Origin of the sequence: Streptomyces sp. H39-C1 (genome assembly GCF_027158125.1) — a bacterium.
In the GTDB taxonomy this organism is placed as follows: domain Bacteria; phylum Actinomycetota; class Actinomycetes; order Streptomycetales; family Streptomycetaceae; genus Actinacidiphila; species Actinacidiphila fildesensis.
In genome coordinates this window covers 51,751-73,697 of record NZ_JAPVLS010000002.1, presented here as the reverse complement: position 1 = coordinate 73,697, position 21,947 = coordinate 51,751, and the positions used below count along the sequence as shown (strand labels likewise).

The 21,947-nt window shown below is 70.7% G+C and carries 16 protein-coding genes and 3 pseudogenes; 9 read left to right on the top strand and 10 right to left on the bottom strand.

Going from position 1 to position 21,947, the window contains the following annotated elements; genetic code table 11:
- Positions 1 to 18 precede the first annotated feature (18 nt).
- The gene (locus O3W51_RS01735; protein WP_138351419.1) at positions 19 to 378 is read right to left on the bottom strand and encodes a hypothetical protein; all 360 of its coding nucleotides are present in this window, start codon (positions 376 to 378) and stop codon (positions 19 to 21) included.
- Between the two features lie 725 nt (positions 379 to 1,103).
- Here O3W51_RS01735 and O3W51_RS01730 point away from each other — a divergent pair.
- The 5 genes and pseudogenes from O3W51_RS01730 to O3W51_RS01710 form a co-directional block, all read left to right on the top strand.
- Positions 1,104 to 2,411 (top strand): hypothetical protein, encoded by a 1,308-nt coding sequence (locus tag O3W51_RS01730; protein ID WP_269283162.1) that lies wholly within the window; start codon positions 1,104 to 1,106, stop codon positions 2,409 to 2,411.
- Positions 2,412 to 2,575: 164 nt separating this feature from the next.
- Complete coding sequence (locus O3W51_RS01725) at positions 2,576 to 3,115, top strand: hypothetical protein (protein WP_138351416.1); 540 nt, start codon at positions 2,576 to 2,578, stop codon at positions 3,113 to 3,115.
- 185 nt (positions 3,116 to 3,300) lie between these two features.
- Positions 3,301 to 4,977, top strand: coding sequence for a glycosyltransferase family 2 protein (locus O3W51_RS01720; RefSeq protein WP_187145249.1), 1,677 nt, complete (start codon positions 3,301 to 3,303; stop codon positions 4,975 to 4,977).
- Between the two features lie 15 nt (positions 4,978 to 4,992).
- Positions 4,993 to 8,010: an acyltransferase family protein gene (locus tag O3W51_RS01715; protein ID WP_198357878.1), complete on the top strand. Its 3,018-nt coding sequence runs from the start codon at positions 4,993 to 4,995 to the stop codon at positions 8,008 to 8,010.
- Between the two features lie 42 nt (positions 8,011 to 8,052).
- Positions 8,053 to 8,430 (top strand): annotated as a pseudogene (locus O3W51_RS01710) (response regulator transcription factor); the annotation flags it as partial.
- Between the two features lie 64 nt (positions 8,431 to 8,494).
- Here the strand turns inward: O3W51_RS01710 and O3W51_RS01705 are convergent.
- Positions 8,495 to 9,262 carry an SDR family NAD(P)-dependent oxidoreductase gene (locus O3W51_RS01705; RefSeq protein ID WP_198357877.1) on the bottom strand — a complete coding sequence of 256 codons (768 nt, stop codon included), beginning with the start codon at positions 9,260 to 9,262 and terminating at the stop codon, positions 8,495 to 8,497.
- A gap of 118 nt (positions 9,263 to 9,380) precedes the next feature.
- A complete protein-coding gene (locus O3W51_RS01700) occupies positions 9,381 to 10,757 on the bottom strand; it encodes an RNA polymerase subunit sigma-70 (protein WP_269283155.1) in 1,377 nt (458 codons plus the stop codon).
- 107 nt (positions 10,758 to 10,864) lie between these two features.
- On the opposite strand from O3W51_RS01700, the gene O3W51_RS01695 reads away from it, so the two are divergent.
- The gene (locus O3W51_RS01695) at positions 10,865 to 11,644 is read left to right on the top strand and encodes an SDR family NAD(P)-dependent oxidoreductase (RefSeq protein ID WP_198357875.1); all 780 of its coding nucleotides are present in this window, start codon (positions 10,865 to 10,867) and stop codon (positions 11,642 to 11,644) included.
- A gap of 119 nt (positions 11,645 to 11,763) precedes the next feature.
- Here the strand turns inward: O3W51_RS01695 and O3W51_RS01690 are convergent, their stop codons facing one another.
- Entirely contained in the window at positions 11,764 to 12,459 is a 696-nt protein-coding gene (locus O3W51_RS01690) for an alpha/beta fold hydrolase (RefSeq protein ID WP_138351411.1), read from the bottom strand.
- A gap of 206 nt (positions 12,460 to 12,665) precedes the next feature.
- Here O3W51_RS01690 and O3W51_RS01685 point away from each other — a divergent pair, with 206 nt between their 5' ends.
- The gene (locus tag O3W51_RS01685) at positions 12,666 to 12,824 is read left to right on the top strand and encodes a hypothetical protein (protein WP_198357874.1); all 159 of its coding nucleotides are present in this window, start codon (positions 12,666 to 12,668) and stop codon (positions 12,822 to 12,824) included.
- Positions 12,825 to 12,927: 103 nt separating this feature from the next.
- Here the strand turns inward: O3W51_RS01685 and O3W51_RS01680 are convergent, their stop codons facing one another.
- Both O3W51_RS01680 and O3W51_RS01675 read right to left on the bottom strand, forming a co-directional pair.
- Positions 12,928 to 13,488 (bottom strand): dihydrofolate reductase family protein, encoded by a 561-nt coding sequence (locus O3W51_RS01680; protein WP_198357873.1) that lies wholly within the window; start codon positions 13,486 to 13,488, stop codon positions 12,928 to 12,930.
- A gap of 186 nt (positions 13,489 to 13,674) precedes the next feature.
- A pseudogene (locus O3W51_RS01675) lies at positions 13,675 to 13,971 on the bottom strand (SDR family NAD(P)-dependent oxidoreductase); the annotation flags it as partial.
- Between O3W51_RS01675 and O3W51_RS48735 the strand changes: the two are divergent.
- Both O3W51_RS48735 and O3W51_RS01660 read left to right on the top strand, forming a co-directional pair.
- Positions 13,891 to 14,297 (top strand): annotated as a pseudogene (locus O3W51_RS48735) (MmyB family transcriptional regulator). The pseudogenes O3W51_RS01675 and O3W51_RS48735 sit on opposite strands and share 81 nt — an antisense overlap.
- Before the next feature lie 455 nt (positions 14,298 to 14,752).
- Positions 14,753 to 16,729 (top strand): FUSC family protein, encoded by a 1,977-nt coding sequence (locus tag O3W51_RS01660; RefSeq protein ID WP_138351409.1) that lies wholly within the window; start codon positions 14,753 to 14,755, stop codon positions 16,727 to 16,729.
- A gap of 54 nt (positions 16,730 to 16,783) precedes the next feature.
- Here the strand turns inward: O3W51_RS01660 and O3W51_RS01655 are convergent, their stop codons facing one another.
- From O3W51_RS01655 to O3W51_RS01640, 4 genes are all read right to left on the bottom strand, one after another.
- Complete coding sequence (locus tag O3W51_RS01655; RefSeq protein ID WP_138351408.1) at positions 16,784 to 18,328, bottom strand: GMC family oxidoreductase; 1,545 nt, start codon at positions 18,326 to 18,328, stop codon at positions 16,784 to 16,786.
- Positions 18,329 to 18,396: 68 nt separating this feature from the next.
- A complete protein-coding gene (locus O3W51_RS01650) occupies positions 18,397 to 19,956 on the bottom strand; it encodes an APC family permease (RefSeq protein WP_138351407.1) in 1,560 nt (519 codons plus the stop codon).
- Positions 19,953 to 21,422 carry an aldehyde dehydrogenase family protein gene (locus O3W51_RS01645; RefSeq protein WP_138351406.1) on the bottom strand — a complete coding sequence of 490 codons (1,470 nt, stop codon included), beginning with the start codon at positions 21,420 to 21,422 and terminating at the stop codon, positions 19,953 to 19,955. The genes O3W51_RS01650 and O3W51_RS01645 overlap by 4 nt, the downstream gene beginning before the upstream one ends.
- A gap of 315 nt (positions 21,423 to 21,737) precedes the next feature.
- Positions 21,738 to 21,929, bottom strand: a complete 192-nt coding sequence (locus tag O3W51_RS01640) for a DUF1059 domain-containing protein (protein ID WP_138351405.1) — start codon at positions 21,927 to 21,929, stop codon at positions 21,738 to 21,740.
- Positions 21,930 to 21,947: the final 18 nt, after the last annotated feature.

Sequence of the window (21,947 nt, the reverse complement as noted above, 5' to 3'; positions counted from 1 at the left end):
CAGGAACATGGAAGATCTTCAGTCTCTGCCATCAGCGAAGTGCTCCGGGAACTTCCCGCTGAGAAGCTCCGGGAAGGGGGCGGCGCCCTGCGGGCTGGAGATGGCGTACCGCAGTCCGTTGCCGCCGAGCGCGTCGTTGAGGTCGAGCAGTTTCTCCGCCTGACTGGTGATCTTGCTCTCGTCGTCGTGCGTGTGCGCGGGGTTGTACTGCGAGGACGCCCACTGGTTCTCGTTGCCGGTCCACTTGCTCTCGACCATGAACCCGTTGGCGTCCGGTCCCCCGTCCACATGGATCTTGCGGTCGCCGAGCTTCCGGACCTGCTCGTAGTCGGTGTGCGTGACGAACCGCTGGTACTGGAACGACACCCGCTTGAGCATCTTGTCCCATGATGGCGCTCGATGGTCAGCGGAAGGAGCCCCGGCAGCCGGACATCGGTCGCGGACATCAGCATCTCGCCGGTCACGAGATCGATAGGGTCGCCGCCCTTGCACTTGCCGGCCATGGTTGGCCTTCTCCAGGGCGTTGTCGACGCTGCCGCGCAGGCCTTTGAGCCCGTCCAGCCCCCGTTCGCCCAGACCGCCCGCGCACCGAGCGCAGTGCCGAGGACACGTCGTCCGCGAAGTCACCGAGCTTGCGGGCCAGTTCCTTCACTTCGTACGGGTCCCCGGGCACCGGATCGCGGTCCAGGTCCAGCACATGCCAATCCGTCGGACGATTCGCCACCGTCCAACCCCCATTTGCGGACGGCTTCAGTCGGGCTGTTTCACCGTCGACCGAAAAGGGGGGTCGAACCGATTCGCCTTCCAGGGAGGGACGTTGGCAGCGGAGATCCGGGACCGGTCGAGCCGCCGGACGAGGGAGGGTCTAATCGGTTTGCCAGTGCCCCGGCGACCCACCATGATCGTGCACATGTACGACAGCAGGGACGACCTCATGAACGACCATCACCGGAAGGGCGGCCACCGCCCGTCCCGATGAGCGCCGCGGCACGGCCCCGTGAGGCGGCCGGCCCGCGCGCCCTGAGTCGTCACGCACCTTTTCCCGCCGTCAGGCAGCACCCCGGCGGGTCGAGGAAGCTCGCCGACCACTCAGGAGGAGAACGATGACCACCGAACTGGCCAAGGCCTGGGAGCTCTTCGACTCCGGCGACCCGCAGGGCGCGATGCGGACCCTCCGGTTCGCGGCGGACGCACTGCCGTCGGCCGAGATCGCACCACTCGTCGAGAAGCTGGCCCAGGGAGCCGGGTTCGCCGACCTCGCCGCGGCCTCGGCCGCTCTGACCGCCGACCCGGCCGGGGCCGGAGCGCTCTACGAGTTCGGCTATGCCTGCATCGGACGCGGTGTCTCCCACCTCGCCGTGCCGGCCCTCCGGGAGGCCCTGCGCCTCGCACTGGCTCCTCGCCGCGGCCTCCTCGGCCGGGCGCGCCGCACCCCCGCGCCACGGCAGGTCCTGCTGGAGCTGGCCGTCGCCCTGGAGGACGAGCAGCGGCACGCCGAGGCGGTCGGCCTCCTCCAGGAGCACGACGGGCTGACGGAGGACTGGCCGGACCGCTATCTGCTGGTGCACAACGCACTGATGGATGGTCAGGTCGACCTCGGCCGCCAGGTGTTCGGCGCGCTCGGGGACCCTGACGAGACCTGGCGGCCGGCCGCCGAACGTATCCGCCACCTCCTCGCCCGCGCCACCGTCGCCACCCCCGTCGACCGCCAGGACCTGCGCGGATGGCACTACACCCTCACCGGCGGCCTGCTCACCACCGTGTCGCCCGCCGGCTTCCACCAGGGGATGACCGGCCGCTGGGCCTATCTGCAGGACGACTTCGGAGCGTGCCGCCACGGGTTGGAGCGACTGCGCGCCGTGCTGGCGGCCATGGACCGGAAGCCCGCGTCCGTCGCACTGCTGCCGGACCGCGGCAGCCGTGCCCTCGGCCTGGCGGCGGCCCGGATCCTCGGCCTGCCCACCGCACCGTACCGGCCGGGTACCGCGGACACCCTGGTCGTGGCGTACGACCTGAACGAGTGCGACCAGGAGCTGGTCGCGCAGTTGCACGACCGCGCGCCGGGTGAGGTCCTGTACGAGCACGCGACCTGCTGGACGGATCCTCCCGCGGTCCCGGCCGATGTCTCCACCCTGCTGGTGCAGACCGTGATCGCCCCCTGGGCGTCCCGGATGCGGTTCACCGAGGACGGGGAGCGCGACGACATCCCGGCCGACGAGCGCTCGGCCGAGGAGCTGGCCGACGCGATCTGCGCCGCGGACCCGGAGCCCGACGCGGGCGACGACGATGCCCCGGCCGACCCCGACGAGCTGCTCGTGGCGTTCGCCGTACGGGTGAACGCCACCTGGCTCACGGGAGCCCGGGACCGTGTCCGCTCCTCCGGACCGGTTCCCAGCTCGCGTTTCGCCTGATCACGACCGGTCCTGGTGCCGGGGATCGGTCCCCGGATCCAGGACCGGTGGGTTGGTCCGGTCCGGGACCGGGTAGCTGAGTCGGGCGTCCGCTTCCCGGAGGGAGGAGGCCCACCGGCCCCGTACACCGGCCGCTCACCGCACCCAGCCGGCAAGGAGCCAGCGTGACCGCGAAGCCCCTCCTCCTCATCGATGTGGACGGCCCCCTCAACCCGTTCGCCGCGCGGCCCCACCAGCGACCGGACGGCTACACCACGCACCGGATGCGACCCGCCGGCTGGGACCTGCCCTGGCAGAAGCCGCTACGGGTGTGGCTCAATGCCGCCCACGGCCCGCTGCTGATGGCGCTGCCGTTCGACCTGGTGTGGGCGACGACGTGGGGCGCGCAGGCCAACCGCTGGATCGGTCCGCGCCTCGGCCTGCCGGAACTCCCCGCCATCGACTGGCCGGAGCTGCACGCCCGACGCGACGACGGCACCTACTTCAAGACCCACGACATCGTCAGGTACGCCGCCGGCCGGCCCTTCGCCTGGATCGACGACGAGATCCGGCCCCCGGACCGCGAGTACGTCACCGCCCACCACTCCGCGCCGTCCCTGCTCCTCCGCATCGAACCGAGCCTCGGACTGCTCGCGGCGGACTTCGACGCACTCGCCGACTGGGCGCGTGAACTATCCGGAGGAGCGCCGGGTAGCCCGGAGTGAACGTGCTGAACGCCCTCTGACCTCGACGTCGGAGGAACGGAGGATGACAGGACTGTCGCGGAATCTTGTCTTCACCATGAATATGTCGGCACCTGTCTCGGTCCGTGGATTGACGCGCCAGTGGTCTATACCTTTGCGGGTAGGGTGATCACTGGATCGTCCATCACGCGCCCGTGGGGGGACACTTGACCGTCGACCATCTGCCTCAACCACCGTCGGATCACGAGCTCTACTGGTACTTCGGACCACAGCGCCGGTGGGTACTGATCTGCACCTCACTCGCCTTCGTGTTCACTGCGGCGACCATGTTCACCTTCGCGCTGCGAACCCCGGCCCTGTGGGCCTTCCTTGCCGTGCTCGTGCTCAACCTGGTGGCGCTGGCGCTCTCGTCGGTCAACAGCCTGCGCCAGCGGCGGTTGACCAGGCACTCGCACGAAGTGCTGACCAAGGCCTGGCAGCCGGCCGAACTGCCGGACGTCGACCTCTATCTGCCGACCTGCGGTGAGCCGCTCGCCGTCCTGGAGAACGCCTACCAGGCTGTCGCGGCCGTCGACTGGGCCGGGGCGCTGACCGTCTGGGTGCTGGACGACGCGGACCGTTCCGAAGTGGCCGCTCTGGCGGCCGCACACGGCTACCGGTACGTCGTCCGGCCGGACCGGGGGCACCTCAAGAAGGCCGGCAACCTCAATCACGCGCTGACGGTGAGCACCGGGCAGTACATCGCCATCCTGGACGCGGACTTCGCTCCCAGGCCGGACTTCCTGCACCATCTGGTGCCGTACTTCGCCGACCCCGGCATCGGCATCGTCCAGAGCCCGCAGTGCTTCGACACCGACGAGTCGATGGACTGGATCCAGCGCGCCGCGGGCTCCGCCCAGGAGTGGTTCTTCCGGTGGATCCAGCCCTCGCGGGACGCCAGTGACGCGGCCATCTGCTGCGGCAGCAACGCCGTCTACCGGCGCACCGCGATCGACGCGGCCGGCGGCTTCGCCAAGCTCGACCACAGCGAGGACCTGTACACCGGACTCGCCCTCTACGAGCAGGGGTTCCGTACCCTCTACGTCCCGGTGCTGGTCGCCAAGGGCACCTCGCCGGACAACCTCTCGTCCTTCGTCAACCAGCAGTACCGCTGGGCGATGGGCAACCTGCACCTGATCAAGAACTCCGACCTCAAGCGCATGGGCGCGCCCTGGCGGATGCGTCTGTGCTTCTACGAGGGCATCGTCGGCTATCTGACCGCCGCGGTGAACACGTTCGCCGCGCCGCTGCCGCCGCTGGTGATGATGTTCTGGTACCCGGACCAGATCCGCCCCTGGCACGTCCTGCCGCTGCTCGCGCCGCTGTGGCTCTGGCATGTGCTGCTGCCCCGGATCAGCCACACCCGGTGGCGGGTCGAGGTCATCCGCGCCAACGTCCTGACGAGCGTCGCCGCCGCGGCCGCGTTCCTGCACACGCTGCGCGGCCACAGCGCCGCCTGGGTCCCGACCGGCGTCGGCCGGGTGAAGCCCAGCGGCATGGCCCGCAAAGTGGTGCTGGTCTCGCTCGCCTGGCTCTGCGGTTCCATCGGCGCGGCCGCGGCCGGACTCGCCCTGTCCGTCGCACGCAACGGCTGGTGGCCCAACTGGGGTCTCGGCCTGTACCTCCTGGTCCAGTGCCAGATCGGCCTCCCGCTGGTCCGTGATCTGATCGCCGAACTGCGGCCGGCGAAGACCGAATCCAAGGCCGTACGAGCCGCTCGGCCGGTCCGCCTCGGCATGCTGCCCCGGCGCTGGCCCGAAGCACTGGCCGCCACCTCACTTCTCCTGCTCACCGCGCTGCTCGCCTCCGGATGGGTCACTCCCATGCTTCCCTGGCTGAGCTGAAAGGCCATCACACCCATGCCTTCCACCACGCTTCCGGACCGACATCCGGAAACCGCCGACCGCGCCGGCCGTCCGACACCCGGGGCGGGCTCCGCTGGAAACCGATTCCGGAAAGCCGGAACGACCGGGTCCAGGCCACCCGCTCCCGGCTTCCGCCCCGACATCGAGGGCCTGCGCGCCGCGGCGGTCCTCGCGGTGCTCGCCTTCCACGCCGAACTGCCCGGGCTGACCGGCGGGTTCGTCGGTGTGGACATCTTCTTCGTCATCTCCGGCTATCTGATCACCGGGCTGCTGATCCGTGAGGCGGCCACGACCGGCCGCATCCGCCTCGGGGAGTTCTTCTCCCGCCGGGCCCGCAGACTGCTGCCCTCGGCGGCGGTGGTCCTCGGCGCGACCGCGCTGGCCGCCGCCTGGCTCACCGTCCCGCTGCGCCGTACCGACCTGGAGTACGACGTACTGGCCGCCGCACTGTCGACCGCCAACTGGCGCTTCGTCTCCCAGCAGACCGACTATCTGGCCGCGGGACGCGATCCGAGCCCGCTGCTCCACTTCTGGTCGCTCGCCGTGGAGGAGCAGTTCTATCTGTTCTGGGGTCCACTGCTCGCCCTGATCGTCTTCGCGGTGCTCAGGACGTCCCGCCGGGGTCGGGCCGTGCGGTCGGCCGTGTTCGCGGTCACCGCACTGCTGACGCTCGGCTCGTTCCTCCTGGCACTGCACTGGACGCACACCTCCGTCTCCCTGGCATACCTCGGAACGCCGTCCCGCGCTTGGCAGTTCGGGGTCGGGGCGCTGCTGGCACTGACCCCGTGGCACCGGTTGCGCGGACTGTCAGCGATACGTCCGGTGTGCGGGTGGGCCGGAGCCGCGGCCATCGTGTGGTGCGTGGTGCGCTACGACGGCGGGACGCCGTACCCCGGATACGCCGCGCTCGTGCCGACGCTCGCCACCGCCGCGGTCATCCTGGCGGGGACCGGCGACGCGGACGCGACGGACGGCGCGACCGCGTACGGCGTGGGCCGGATCCTGCGCGGCCGGATACCGCGGGCGATCGGCCGCCTCTCCTACACCCTCTACCTGTGGCACTGGCCGGTGCTCGTCCTCGCTGAGGCCCGGCTGGGAACGCTCGGCTGGCCCGCCAGGGCTGCGCTGACCATGGCGTCCGCACTGCCCGCCTTCGCGACCATGCGCTGGATCGAACAGCCGCTGCGCCGCAGCAGGACCGTCTCCGAATTCCCGCGGCGCGGACTCGCGCTGGGGGTCGCCGCGGTCGTCCTGCCGGTGGTCCTGGCGCTGGTGGTCGGAACCGGAACGCTGAATCTGCTCGCGTCGGCTCCGGAGTTCGACCTGAAGGGACTGCCGCCGGGCGCGGCCGACGGCAGGTCGCTGCTGCTGCGGACCGGTACCCCGCTCAAGGACGGCCCGCCGGTACCGGGCGCCGTCCAGGCCCGTAAGGACTTCCCGCCGGACGGCGGGTGCGAGGTGGCACCCACCGCGACCACCAGCCCGCCCTGCCTGTTCGGCGCGACCGCGAGCCCGGACCGGATCGTCCTGCTCGGCGACTCGCACGCCGGCCAGTGGTTCTCCCCGTTGCTGGGCATCGCGGCCCAACGCGGGTGGGTGTTGCAGGAACTGGTGAAGCAGGGCTGCCCGCTGCCACAACTGACGCTGAGGAACCCACAGTTGGGCCGGACGTACACCGAGTGCGACACCTGGCGCGCGGACAGCCTGTCCCGGCTGCGCCAGGGTCCGAAGCCCAGACTCGTCGTCGTCGCGTCCCTCAACCGCTACACCGACGACCAGCAGCTCCTCACGGCGGGCTGGGAGAAGACCCTGTCGCCGCTGCGCGCCCTCGGGGTGCCCATCGTCTACATCCAGGACACCCCGATCCCCGGGACGGACATCCCCGCCTGCGTCTCCGGACACACCAAGGACCCGGACGCCTGCGCATTCGACCGTGCCACCGCGCAGTGGCCCGATCCGCTCGCGGCATCGATCGCGGCCGGCCGGCTGCCGGGCGTGCGGGCCGTCGAGATGAACTCCGTGCTGTGCCCCGGAGCGGGTGCCAAATGCCCGGCGGTACTGGAACGGATCCTGCTGTACCGGGACGACGCGCATCTGACCAACGTCGCCGCGACCGTACTGGCGCCCCGGCTGGAGCGGCTGCTGACGGACGCGGGAGCCCTCCCCGACCGCGACGCGGTGCCGTCCGGCCGGTGGACCCAGCTCCTCAGGGACGACTTCGACGGACCGGCCGGCAGCCGCCCGTCGGCCGCGAAGTGGCAGTACGACCTCGGCACCTGCTATCCCGGCTGCCCGGCCGCGCAATGGGGAACCGGGGAGATCGAGACCATGACCGATTCGACGGACAACGTCCGGCTGGACGGGAAGGGCTCGCTGGAGATCGTGCCCCGGCTGCGGAACGGCCGCTGGTCCTCGGGCCGCATCGAGTCCAAGCGCTCCGACTACGCCCCACCGCCCGGCGGCGTCCTGCGGATCGAGGCATCGATCGCGCTGCCCGACGTCACCGGACCGGCAGCGGCCGGCTACTGGCCGGCGTTCTGGACCCTGGGCTCCGGACTGCGCAACGGCTACACCGGCTGGCCCGCGATCGGTGAGCTCGACGTCATGGAGAACGTCAACGGCCGTGACTCCGTCTTCGGGACGATGCACTGCGGCACGCTCGAAGGCGGCCCCTGCAAGGAGCCCCAGGGACTGGGATCGGGGGACCGGTCCTGCCCCGACTGCCGGACGGGATTCCACTCCTACGCGGTCGAGGTCGACCTCGCCGCCGGTGCGGAACAGGTGCGCTGGTACCTGGACGGACGCGAGTACCACAAGGTCACGGCCGCCCAGATGGATCCCAGGACCTGGGACGACGCCGTGCACCACGGGTTGTTCCTGATCCTGAACGTGGCCGTCGGCGGCAATCTCCCCGCCGCGTTGGGCGCCCCCGCAGGGCCCACCACCGAACCGGGCCATCCGATGCGCGTGCAGTACGTCGCCGTCTCGGCCCGGGGAGCCGCCCGCTCCTGACCGTTGTGTTGTCCGCCGGCCCGCACGGTCACCACCGTGCGGGCCGGCGGATTTCTCCTCAAGGACGCCTCCGGGGTGCAACTCGCCGAAGCCGTCCGCATCGTGTCCGCCGGGGAGGCCTTGCTTTCCCCCGGCATCACCATGCGCCTCATCGCCGAGTTCTCCCGCCAGGGCGGCACCTCGCGGCCGCCCGCGCAGGTGCGGATCGCCGAACTCACCGCGCGTGAGACCGAAGTGCTGGCGCTGGTGGCCCAGGGGCTGTCCAACGCGGAGGTGGCGGAGGCGCTGGTCCTCGCCGAGCAGACCATCAAGACCCATATGGGCCGCATCCTGCAGAAGCTGCGGCTCCGCGACCGCACGCAAGCGGCCGTCTTCGCCTACGAGACAGGTCTGGTGACCCCGGGCCGCACCCACCTCTGACCCCCGCCGTCGCGAACGGCGAAGGGTCAGCTGCGGGAGGTCCGTCGGAGGCCGTCGGAGCAGGTCAGCTGGGGAACATTCCGGCGGTGGCGTTGACCCAGGTGCCGGTGATGGAGATCCCGGCGTCGGAGGCGAGGAACGTCGCCAGCGCGGCGATGTCCGCGATCCGCGGCGAGCGCTTCGTCATCCGCATGCTGTCCAGATGTCCGACCAGCCCCTGCACGGCGGCCTCGTCCATACCGGTCGCGCCCGCTGCGGCGAGCTTCTCCGGCGTCAGGCTGTCAGCGACACCGGCGGTCCAGATCCCGCAGACACGGACTCCGGACGGACCGATCTCCTGGGCGAACTGGCGGATCAGCGCGTCCAGCGCGCCGTCGGCAGCGGCGGTGCCGCCCATCATCGGGCTGCCGTTGGCCGACCCGCTGTTCAGCGACAGGATCACGCCCGAGCCCTGCGGCACCATACGGCGGGCGGCCGCCCGCGCCGTGATGAACTGGCAGGCGATGCCCTGCACGACCGGCCGGGTGTAGTCCTCGAGCGTCATGTCCATGAGCGGCACGCCCTGGAAGTCTCCCCTGGGCACGAGGTTGACGGAGATGTCCAGCCGGCCGGCCCGCTCGACGACCGAGGCCGCGTGAGCCTCGACGGCCAGTTCGTCACGGGCGTCGAGCACGTCGTACTCGGCGCCGACCTCGGCGGCGGCCTTCTTCAGCGTCGCCTCGGTACGGCCGACGATGAACACCCGCGCGCCGGCCTCCGCGTATGCCTTGGCAACTCCCGAGCCCAGCGAGCCGGCTCCCCCGTAGACGACCGCGACCTTGTTCTTCAGCATGGTTCTCATTCCCTCGATCAGGGGCGCTCCGTGCGCCCGTCACCCCGTACGACGTACCCGACGCGGAAACTCATCGGTCGCTGCCTCATCGGTCGCCGTCTCATCCCCCGCCGTCTTGTCAGAGGGTCATCGGCAGCCCGAACGCGGTGAACAGGTGCGGCTCGAACGTGGTGATCTCGGCGATCCGCCCCTCCTCCACCCGCAGGACGTCGATCAGCTGGGCCCGGAAGACGCTGGTGCCGGGCCGCTGCAGATAGCCGGCGACCGCGAGCTGGCCGTTGGCGTGCACGGGCAGGTGCCTCCAGTACCCGGCGAACATCGGCGACGCCGGATCCAGGTTCGGCCGGACGAACGCGAAGAGCGCCTCGCGGGTGGTGAACCAGAAGGGGTTCGGGGGCATGGTGAGCACCGCGTCCGCGCGCACCAGCTCGGTCATCGCATCGATGTCGCAGCGGGCGGCGGCCTCCATGTAGCCCTGCAGCAGCGCCATGTCCTCGGCGCTCGGCTCCGCCGCCGTCCAGTCCTCGCGCCGCCCCGGCAGCGCCTCGCGCAGCGCGGACCTGCCCCGCTGGACGGCGCTGTTCGCCGAGGCCAGGCTGCCGCCCAGCAGGTCGGCGGTCTCCTGGGCGGACCAGCCGGCGATGTCACGCAGGATCACGGCCGCCCGCTGCCGTGGCGGAAGCTGCTGGATCGCGGTCAGGAAGACCAGCTCCAGGGTCTCGCTCGCCACCGCCTGCTCGTCCGGCTCGTGCTGGGGTGCGGGTGTCTCGGGCAACTGATCGTCGGGGAAGGGCTGGAGCCACGGCAGTCGCGGCGGCGGAGGCCCGTCACCGGAGTCCATGCCCGGCACGGGCTCGTACGTGGTCGGGCGCCGGTTGTGCTTGCGCAGGAAGTCCAGACAGGCGTTGGTGGCGATCCGGTAGAGCCAGGCCCGTGGATTGCCCACGTCGGCGAGCGTCTCGCGGGCCCGCCAGGCCCGCAGGAACGCCTCCTGGGTGAGGTCCTCCGCCTCGTCGTACGAACCGAGCAGGCGGTAGCAGTGCACCCGCAGCTCCCGCCGGTGCTCCTCGGTGAGCGCGGCGAAGCCCTCCTCGTCGAGAATCGTCACGCGGCCGGGTGTGACGTTTTCCGCGGCTGTGGCGGAAGTCGCCGGTGTTGTCGGTGCCGGTGTTGTCGGTGCCGGTGTTGCCGGTGCCGGTGTTGCCGGTGCCGGTGTCGAGAACTCCTCGCGCGCCTGGCGGGCCAGCCGCCGGAGCTGTGCGAAGCGGGCCGAGAGCGACTCGACGTCGGCGTGGAACGCGAGTGCGGGAGCCAGCCGCAGCCGCCGCACCCGGTCCCCGATATCCGTGACCAGCTCCCCGGCCGGGACCCCGGCCGGCTGCCGCCGCTCCCGGTAGGCGCGCTGCCGGCACGCCTGGGAGCAGTACACCGCGGCCCTTCCGGACCGCCTACCGGCCTCGATCGGCGCTCCGCAGATCTGACACTTCCCCGTCATGCCTCACACCCTAGAGGCCTACCCCCACACCCTCACCGGACTTCACCGCGCCCGATCGAAACCGCCCCGGGCGTCATCCGGGCGGGTGCGCCCTCTAGGGTGCTGGGATGATCTCGCAGGGATATCTCTCCGACCTCTTCTCGCTGGACGGCCGCGTCGCCGTGGTGACCGGCGGGAGTTCCGGCATCGGCCGGGCCGTCACCGGGGCACTGGCCCGCGCGGGGGCGAGCGTCGTGATCGTGTCGCGCCGGGAGAAGGAGCTGGCGGACACGGTCGGTGAGCTGGCTGCCGACGACTGCCGGGCGGCCTGGGTGAGCGCGGACCTGAGTACCGGCGACGGAGTCCGCACGGCGGCCGACGAGGCAGCCGCGGTCTTCGGGGAGCCCGACATTCTCGTCAACTGCGCCGGGATCAACCTGCGGCCGCCGATGAGCGAGCTGGACGACGCGGTGTGGGACACCACGATGGCGGTGAACCTCAAGGCTCCCTTCCTACTGGGACAGCGGTTCGGTCCCGGGATGGCCGAGCGGGGCTTCGGGCGGATCATCCACATCACCTCGCAGCAGGCCCACCGGGCGTTCGTCCAGAGCGGCGCCTACGGCGTCTCCAAGGGGGCGCTGGAGTCGCTGGCCCGGTCGCAGGCCGAGGCGTGGTCGCCGTTCGGCGTCACGTGCAACACGCTCGTGCCGGGGTTCGTGATGACGCCGCTCAACGAACGGCTGTCGTCGGACCCCGAGAAGGTCGCGGCGCTGGCTGCCCGCACGATGGTGGGGCGCAACGGCCTGGCCGAGGACTTCGCGGGCGCCGCGGTGTTCCTGGCGAGCCGCGCCTCCGCCTACGTCACCGGGCAGTCGATCTTCGTCGACGGCGGTCTCTCCGTGCACTGAGACCGGAGCCGGAACAGGAAACAGAAAGCGGCGCCGGAGCCGGGTCGGGACGCGGTGGTGAACGGGCCGGAACCGCTCCCCGACCCGTTCACCACCCGATCGACGGTCCCCGGTCGCGGTCAGATCCAGCCGTCGAGCGACGCCATGAAGCCGGCGAAGTCGTCACGGTGGATGCAGTGTCCGGCACCCTTGACCGTACGGATCTCGAACCCGTTGGCCAGCAGTTCCTCGGCGGTCTCCGGGCTGATGCACAAGCTGGGATCGGCCAGCTGCACCAGCGACGGCACGACGGCGCTCGCGGGCAGGTATCCGAGGGCGGTGCCCTTCTCGGTGAGCGCGAAGAAGTCACGGTCGAAGAGGGCGAAGCCCGCCAGCTCGGCCGCGACGTCGGCGTCCGACCAGCGCGGATTCATCGTGCGCACGCTGTCGCCGGTCGCGTTCGCGACCATGGCCAACATGAACGCCGACGCGTTCGGCGGCATGTTCTCCAGCCGGAAGCCCGGGTCCGAGTAGACCGCGCGGGCCGGCCGCAGCCGGTCGGCGGCGAGGGCGAGGGACAGACCGCCGAGCGAGTGGCCGATGGCGACGTCCGCGCCGGTCGGCAGGTTCTCCACCAGGTCGTCGGCCAGCAGCTCGGGCCGGTACTCGCCCCGCGGGCTGAGGCCGTGTCCGCGCAGGTCAGGAGCGATGACGCGGTAGCCGCGGGCGATCAGGTCGTCCTCCACGGCGTGCCAGGTGCGGTAGTCCGACATGCCGCCGTGGATCAGCAGCGCGACCTTGTCGCCGTCACCGCGTTCATGGACGTTGAGCTTCATGATTCTCCTGCCCCGGGCCGGCCCGCGACCCCCTGAGTTACACGTGTAAGCACACGCTACACCCGACCCCTCCTCCCGCATACGCCGCCCTCCGGCCCTTCGGACGATTTCCAGCAGATCCTGGGCCACCCGCAGATCAGTGGGTCCGGCCGCCCAGCAGCCCGGCCAGCACCTCGGCCTCGCTGATCTCCGGGCGCTTGGTCGCCGTGAGCAGCGTCAGCGGACGGCCCTCGGATTCGGGACAGGTACGCGTCTTCGGCCAGGACCCGCGCGACAACCCCTCGGTGCCGGCCGACATCGGCTTCGTCGCGCTGGCCGCCCTGCTGCTGTATCTCGCGGTCCGCCGCGTCAGCCGCGTCGCCTGATCAGGCGTCAGGATCGGACACCGCGAGCAGGGGCCGAGGGACCGCCGGATCGTACGGAGCGACCGGCGGTCCCTCCGCCCGGGCGCTCGGACAACGCGCCGCGTCAGGCCCGCTCGTAGCGCAGCAGGACGACTCCGTTACCGAAGGCCTGGGTCTCCACGAGCCGGAGACTCCGCATTGTGTCCGTGTCCCGGAACAGGGGGTTGCCCTTGCCGATGAGGACCGGATGGACGTAGATGCGGTACTCGTCGACCAGGTCCAGCTTCAGGAACGTCTCCGCGAGATCGGCCCCGCCCACAACCAGGTCTCCGCCGGGCTGCGCCTTGAGTGCCTGGATGTCGTCGGCGACGACCTCCCGCACGATCGTGGTGTTCCAGTCCGCCCGCTCCAGGGTCCGGGAGTACACGATCTTCGGCATGTCCCGCCAGATCCCGGCGAAGTCCACCATGGTCTCGCCGGCCGCGGGGTCCTGGTCCGCGGTCGGCCAGAACTCGGCCATCAGCTGATAGGTGACCCGGCCGCTCAGGAAGGCGCCCATCACCCTGAGCCGGTCGTTGAGGTCGCGGTGCAGCTCCTCGTCGACCTGATGCCAGTCGATCTCGCGGTTCGGCCCCTCGAAGTAGCCGTCGAGGGAGACCGACATCATCAGAACGACTTTTCTCATCGAGGTCCTCGCACCGGCGTCGTCAGGGCAGAAGCGTCCGCGGCACCGGATTCCGGCGAGCACGGCACCGCCGAGCCGACTGTACGCCGCGCCCTCTCAGACTTCGTTGTTCCACATGCGGACATGCTGCGTTTCCCGCGCTGGTCGAAGGTCACGGTCCAGAGGTTGGAGAAGGTGCCGAGTTCCGTCGATCATGCGGTTCCACTCGTCGACCTTCAGGGCGCCGAGGGTCGACAGCGGGATGACGCCCGCGTTGTTGACCAGCACGTCGACCCGACCGTGCTGCTCGTGCGCGGCCCGGACGAACGATCGCATGCTCTCCAGGCTGGTCACGTCCAGCTCATGATGGCCGGCGAACGCGCTGGCCGACGCTCTGCTCTCCCCGCTGACCGACCTCGTGACATGATCCGCTCGCTCTCCCACGATCCTGCCGCCCGCGAACTCTTCGCCGACTGGCAGACCGTCGCGAGGGACGCCGTCGATGCGCTGCGGCTTGCCGCGGGATACGACCGGAACGACCCCGCGATCGCCGCCGTCGTCGATGAGCTCCTCGCCGACAGCGAGGAGTTCGCCGCGCTGGGGCACCACCACAACGTCGGCGCCTGGGCAGCAAGAGCAAGGTCTTCAACCATCCGGACGTCGGCCGGATCGAGCTGACGTACCAGAGCTTCGACGTCCAGAGTGCGCCCGGACAGTATCTGCTGGTCGGCACCGCCGAGCCGGGCAGTGCGAACGCCGACTCCCTCGCCCTCCTCGGTTCGCTGCACGCCGTCGGCCGCACCGGCCCGCCGCGGCCGAACAGCGGCTGAGCCGACCCGGAACTCGATCACCCGTACGAGGGGCGTGCCGGTGCGTCATGCACACGGCGCGTCGTGCACTCGGTGGGGTGAAGGGCGGCCGAGGGGGATTGCCTGTCCGGTACGAGGTCGTTGGTCGGGGCGTGACAGCGATCCAGGAGGCCGGGGTTCCTACCGGCCGGCGGCGGAGGACAGGCGGCAGCACGGCCGAAGAATCGGTTCTTCGTGTGAACGGGCCTCCGATCTTTGCCGCGCTCGCCCTGCAGTGGCACCAGGCCGGGCGCATAGTGCCCGGCCAGCACGACCGCGAGTGGTCCGCACTGGTGGCCGCCGCACCGGGAGCTGGTGGTCACTGACCCGAGCGGGGTGCCGGACTTCCCCCCGGCATCCCGCAAACGGTCCGGGCCGGACCGGGCCCCCGACAGCCCCCGGATCTGCGGCTGCGCCCGGACACCGATAATGGCCCCATGCAAAGCCGCCTCGCCCCGCCCGCCTGGCTGGTCAGGACACTCACCCCGCAGACCGCACCCATCCCTTGGCCCGCCGTCTGCCGCGCCGGCATCGCCATGGCGGCGCCGCTCGCCGTGGGTCTGGCCGCCGGACAGCCGGCGTACGGGGCGCTGGTGTCGATGGGAGCCCTGTCCGGGGTCATCGGCGACACCGCCGACGCCTATCGCATGCGGGTCTTCAACATCGCCGTGCCACAACTCTTCGGCACCCTCGGCGTCATGCTCGGCACCATCGTCTTCGGTCACGGCTGGTTCGCGGTCGGCGCGCTCACACTGATCGCGCTCGTCTCCGGGATGATGTCGACCATCGGCGCGGTGGCCTCCGTCTCGGGGTTGCTGCTTCTGCTGAACTCGGTGATCGGGGCCGGGCTCCCGTTGCCGGGGCCGTGGTGGAAGGCCCCGCTGCTGCTCGCCTGCGGCGGCCTGTTCGTCCTGTTCCTCGCCCTGCTCGCCTGGCCGTTCCGCAGACAGGAACCCGAGCGAGCCGCCGTCGCCGCCGCCTACCGCGCGGTGGCCGATCTTCTCGAAGCGGCGGGCAAGGACACCTACGATGCCAAGCGGCAGGCGGTCACCCAGGCCCTCAACACGTCGTACGACCTGATCCTCGCCCGGCGCGCCCGCGCCCACGGTCGCAGCGGCCCGTTCGTACGGCTGCTGTCCGCGCTCAACGTGCTGATCCCGCTCGTCGAGGCGGCGCCCGCCGCCCATCTGCACGGCGCACCACTGCCCGCCGGAATCCCCGCTGCCGTACGGGACCTGGCCGACGCGGTCGAGACGGGCACCACGGGGAAGCCGGACCTCGGGGCACCCGAAGCGGACGGACCCGCCCGCCCGTCACCCGGCCACCGCCCATCGGCAGGTGCTGCGCAGGCGCCTTCCGAACTGGCCGTCGACGTCGCGCTCCGCCACGCGGCCACCGTCGTGTACGAGACGGGTCCCGACCCGTACAACGTCGACGACCGCCTCGGCCTCCCGGCCGCGCTGCGCATCAGGGCCCGCCGTGCGACGCGCAATGTGCTGCTCTCCGAGGGGTCCTGGCGGTACGGTCTGCGGCTCGCGCTCTGCATCGGCATCGCGCAGAGCCTGGTCTCACTGATCGCCGTGCCCCGCTCCTACTGGGTCGCGCTCACCGTCACCTTCGTCCTCAAGCCCGACTTCGGCTCGGTCTTCTCCCGCGCCGTGCTGCGCGCACTCGGTACGGCGGTGGGCCTGGTCACCGCGGCGGCCGTGCTGAGCCAGGTGCCGCGCGGCTGGTGGGACGTGCCGGTGGTCGTGCTGCTCGCGGCGCTGATCCCGGCCGCGTCGGCGAAGGGATACGCCTACCAGACGGCGGCCATCACCCCGGTGATCCTGCTGCTCTCCGACGTTCTCAACCACCAGGGATTCGCCCTGGTGGTCCCGCGCCTCGTCGACAGCCTCATCGGATGCGGCATCGCGCTGATCGCCGGCTATCTGCTGTGGCCCGAGAGCTGGCAGACCCGTATCGGGGACCGGCTCGCCAGTGCCGTCGACGACACCGCGCACTATGTCGAGACCGCCTTCGGACCGGCCACCGACCATGCCTCACGCACCCGGCAGCGCCGCCGCCTCTACCGTGATCTGTCCACCGTGCGCACGGAGTTCCAGCGCGCCCTGACCGAACCGCCGCCCACCGGCACCCGGGCCGCCGCCTGGTGGCCGCTGGTCGTCGCCGTCGAGCGGATCGTCGACGCGACGACCGCCGCCCGGGTCCGCGTCAACCACGGGGCACCGGACCCCGCGCCGGCCGAGGTCGAAGCCGTCGCGTTCCACCTGCGGGAGCTGGCGGTCGGCGTACGGAGCTCGGACCGGCTGGTCGAGGTCCGCGCCGACCTGGCGGGGGACGAGGAGGGGGTCCTCGCCCCGCTCCGCCAGGAGGTGAGCGCCGCGCGGGCGATCACCTCCCCCGACGCCTGACAGCGCGGTCACACGACTGCGCCGACAGGTGCCGGGGGGTGGCGACTGCCGGGATCAGGATGACTTGATCATGTCGGCGCACTTCTCGCCGATCATCATCGTCGTGATGCACGGGTTGACCGCCGGCAGGAAGGGCATCACCGAGGCGTCCGCCACCCGCAGCCCGGTGACACCCTTCACCCGCAGCTGCGGGTCGAGCGGCGACTCGGGGTCGTCGACCGCGCCCATCCGTACGGTGCCCGCCGGGTGGTAGACCGTGTTGTGGGTCTTGCGGATGTAGTCCAGCAGTTCCTCGTCGGACTTGGCCGCGGGACCGGGGGCCAGTTCCGCACCGGCCCAGTCGGCCATCGGGGACTGCGCGACGATCTCCCGCGCGAGACGCAGCCCGTGGGTCATCACCCGCACGTCGTGCTCGTCGGTGAAGTACCGCGGGTCGACCCGCGGCTTGTCCCGGAAATCGCGGGTCCGCAGCCGGACGGTGCCCATCGAGCGGGCCCGGGAGACGTTCGGGGTGAGACAGAAGGCGTTCTCGGAGGTCGGGTAACCGTAGCGGTAGGTGTTCAGGTCGAACGGCACCTGCCCGTAGTGGAACATCAGGTCCGGCCGGTCCAGGCCCTCCTGGGTGTCGGTGAAGATGCCGATCTCCCACCACTGGGTGGACGTGGCGACCATGGGCTGCTTCGCCTCCCACATGACCAGGCCCTCCGGGTGGTCCTGGAGGTGGGAGCCGACTCCCGGGGAATCGGCGAGGACGTCCACACCGGAGTCCTTGAGATGCCCGGCCGGACCGATGCCCGACAGCATCAGCAGCTTGGGCGAGTCGATGGCCCCACAGGCGACGATCACCTCGCGCCGCGCCCCGACCTCCAGCGAGTGGATGGTGTCGGGCGCCAGGTACTCCACCCCCGTGCAGCGCTTGTCGGCGTCGAACAGCAGCCGCTTGGCCTGCAGGCCGGTGCGCACCTCGAGGTTGGGCCGCTTGCCGAGGATCGGGTGCAGATAGGACACCGACGCGGAGGACCGGGTGCCGTCCTCACGGGCGTTGATCTGGAACCAGTGCGCACCGCGCACCACGGTAGTGCCGGTGTTGAACGGTGTGGTGGGGATACCGGCCGCCGCACAGGCCTCCAGCAGCGCCGTACCGCACGGGTCGTTCGGCGGGACGCTGCGGATGGTGACCGGGCCGGAGCGGCCGTGGTGGTCGCCGGGCGCGTCGTTGGTCTCCAGCCGCCGGTAGAGCGGGAAGCAGTCCGCGGCGCTCCAGCCGGTGCAGCCCAGCGCGCCCCATTCGTCGAGGTCCTCCGCCGGTGCCCAGAAGGCGATGCAGGAGTTGTGCGAGGAGCAGCCGCCCAGCACCTTCGCGCGGGCGTGGCGCATGAAGCTGTTGCCGTTCTCCTGCGGCTCCACCGGGTAGTCCCAGTCGTAGCCGGACTCCAGCAGCCCCATCCACTTGTCGAGTCGCAGGATGTTGTCGTCACCGACGTCGGAAGGTCCGGCCTCCAGGACGCAGACGCTGACGCTCGGGTCCTCGGTCAGCCGGGCTGCCACCACGGCGCCTGCCGTTCCGCCACCGACCACAACATAGTCGAACTCGTCCATGTCAGTTCTTCCTCGTTTCCCAGTGCGTGCTCACGGTGCGGTCCCACGGTCCGGTCGTGCGGCCCGTGTCAGGGCCCGCCGTGGACCGGTGCGGGCTCCGCGCCGAAGGCGTGTTCGGCGAGAACGCCGGTCTTCTTGCGCTGCACGAACCAGTAGTAGACGAAGCCGCCGAGGGCGACAGCTCCGACGAACAGGACACCGCCCCACCGCAGGTACCAGTGCTGGGGGCCGGTGGCGTTGTAGACCTCGGCGCGCGGCCACAGCAGGTTGACGGTCATCGCGGTGCCCCAGAGCACGGCCAGGATGTTGACCGGCAGGCCCCAGCGGCCGAGCGAGAAGTGGTCGGTCGACGGTGTCCACTTCCTGCGCAGCCGCTGCACCAGCATGGGCATGGTGACCAGCAGATACGCGACGTAGATCATGATGATGGCGATGCTGGTGACCACCGAGAAGATCTGCGGCTGGTTGATGTTGACGACCAGGATGGCGATCGCCAGGATCCCGATCACACAGGTGGCCAGCACCGGCGTCTGGAACCGGTGGTGGAGCTTGGCCAGCTTGTGGCCGGCCGGCAGGTTGTTGTCCCGGGCCATCGCGAAGGCCAGCCGCAGCCCCGCGGTCTGCACGGACAGCGCGCACACGGTGATGGCGATGACCACGCACCACAGCACGGCCTGGCCCATCGTTTCGCCGAGCACGGCCTTCACCACGTACTGGAGCCCGTCCACGGACAGCTCCTTCGCGTGCAGATCAGGGGTGGACAGCAGCGCGAAGAGCAGGATCAGCCCGCCGAGGATGAAGGAGGCGATGAGGGCTCGCAGGATGGCCCGCGGAGCGTTTCTGGCCGGGTCGATCGACTCCTCGCCGAGCGAGGAGGCGGTATCGAAGCCGTACATCACGTACGCCGAGGCGAGCGAGGCGGTCAGGAACGCGCCGAAGTAGCCGAGCGTCTGCCCCTGCCCGAGGCCTTCGGTCGTCATGATGGCGCTCGGGCCGCGGGTGATGTGTGCGGCGAGCAGGATCACCAGGACGACCGCGGCGATCAGCTCGATGAACACCCCGGTGGAGTTGATGGTGGCCATCAGCTTCACTCCGAAGGCGTTCACCACGGTGGTGAAGATGATCAGGATCGTGCCCAGCAGCACGGCGTTGGCAGCCGCGTCGTACTTTCCGGTGCCGTCGCCGATGATCTGGAACCAGCTGGAGATCTGCGGGAGCGTCAGCTGGTAGGCGAGGGCCACGGCGGCCAGCGACACCACGGTCGCGACCGTCATCATCCACCCCGCCAGCCAGCCGATGTGCGGGCCGCCGGTCTGCTTGGCCCAGTTGTAGACCGAGCCCGCGACGGGGAAGCGCGCGGCGAGTTCGCAGAAGCACAGCGCCACCATCAGCTGTCCGATGAAGACCATCGGCCAGGACCACCAGTAGGCAGGCCCGCCGAAGCTGACACCGAAGTAGAACAGCTGGAAGGTACCGGTCAGGATGGAGATGTAGCTGATGCCGGCGGCGAAGGTGTGGAAGTTGCCGAGCGTGCGCTTGAGTCCGGGCTTGTAGCCGAGCTCGGTGAGCGCCGCGTCGTTGTCGATCTCGCCCCTCACCGGCTCGGGGGCCGGGCCGGGGGCGCTCATTCGAACCACCGCTGCGGGCGCGCCGCGGTGTTGCGCCAGATGTGCTTGGCCTCCTGGTACTCGGCCAGTCCGGCCGGGCCCAGTTCACGGCCGACGCCGGACTGCTTCATACCGCCCCATTCGGCCTGTGGCACATAGGGATGGAAGTCGTTGATCCATACGGTTCCGACGCGCAGTCGGGCGGCCACCCGGTGCGCACGTTCGCCGTCCTGCGTCCAGACCGCTCCGGCCAGTCCGTAGACGGTGTCGTTGGCGAGCGCGACCGCCTCGGCCTCGTCGCGGAACCGCTCGACCGTCAGCACCGGGCCGAACGATTCGTCGCGGACCACGGACATGCCCGGGGTGCACTCGTCCAGCACGGTCGGCGGGTAGTAGTAGCCGTTGGCCAGCTCCGGGTCCTCGGGCCGCGCACCGCCGCAGCGGAGCACCGCCCCTTCCGCCAGGCCGGCCGCGACATACGCCTCCACCTTGTCGCGGTGCGCGGCGGAGATCAGCGGGCCGGTGCGGGCGTCCTTGTCGAAGGGGCCGCCGAGCCGGATCTCCTGGGCCCGTCGCACCAGCTCGTCCACGAATCTGTCGTGCAGCTCGTCCTGTACCAGCAGTCTGGCGCCGGCCGAGCAGACCTGCCCGGAGTGCAGGAACACCGCCATCAGGGCGAAGTCGACCGCGGTGTCGAACTCGGCGTCGGCGAAGACGATGTTGGGATTCTTGCCGCCCAGTTCCAGGGCGATCTTCTTCACGGTGGGCGCGGCGGCGGCCATGATGTGCCGCCCGGTGACCAGCCCGCCGGTGAAGGACACCAGGTCGACGCGCTCGTCCGTACTGAGCGGCGCTCCCGCGACGGCCCCGGCGCCGAGCACCAGGTTGGCGACGCCGTCGGGCAGCCCGGCCTCCTTGAGCAGCCCCATCAGGAGGATGGCGGTGTGCGGGGTCAGCTCGCTGGGCTTGAGCACGAAGGTGTTGCCGGCCGCGAGCGCGGGGGCCACCTTCCACGCGGTCTGCAGCAGCGGGTAGTTCCACGGGGTGATCAGGGAACAGACGCCGACCGGCTCGTGCACCACCCTGCTGTCCGTCTCCGGGTTACCGGTGTCGATGACCCGGTCGGTGCCGCCCGAGGCGGCCAGATTGCCGAAGTACCGGAAGCAGTTGGCGATGTCGTCCATGTCGTACTCGCTCTCGACCAGCCGTTTCCCGGTGTCCAGGGATTCAGCGCGGGCGAAGGCGGCCTTGTCGCGCTCGAGCAGGTCGGCGACGCGCAGCAGCAGCCGGCCGCGCTGGGCGGCCGGTGTACCGGGCCAGGGCCCGTTGTCGAACGCCTCGCGTGCGGCGCCCACCGCGGCGGCGGCGTCCTTGGGACCCGCCTCGTCGACGGTGGCGACCAGCTTGCCGTCCGCCGGACAACGGATCTCGCGCACCTGCCGGTCGGAGGCGGCGGTCCACTGGCCGCCGATGAACAGCTCCGGCATGAAGGCTCCTGCAGTTTGTGTTGGGCTGTGCGGTCTTGTGACGGTCTGTTATCCGACACTAAGGCGACCGTCCGGCGTCCGCAGCACACGAGCGGCCAACCGGACGGCATCCCTCCGCGCATCTGTCCGCAAATCCGGAAACCATGCGTAACCCGTGCGGCCTAATCCTCCGTCACCATGGGGCGGGCATACGGAGGCTCCGCCGCAGGTCAGTGCGGCGGAGTCCGGCATTGCTGGTGGTGCGGGACCTCGGCCCCGGTTTCGGACGGGGCCACGGCTTCGGGCGGGTCCACGCGTTCAAACGGGTCCGCGCGTTCAGACGTGTTGCGGGGCTTCGTCCTTCAGGCTTCCGCGGACCATCTCGCGCAGCTCCGGGGTGTCCGCGTGTCCGTGGACCGACGCGGCGTGCTCGGACGCCGCACGTACGACCTCTTCCTCCTCGCCGGCGATGGTCAGCGTGCAACCGGATTCGCTGGGCATGTCCCGGCAGTCGGCGACCTTACGCATGACAAACCTCCAGTCCGC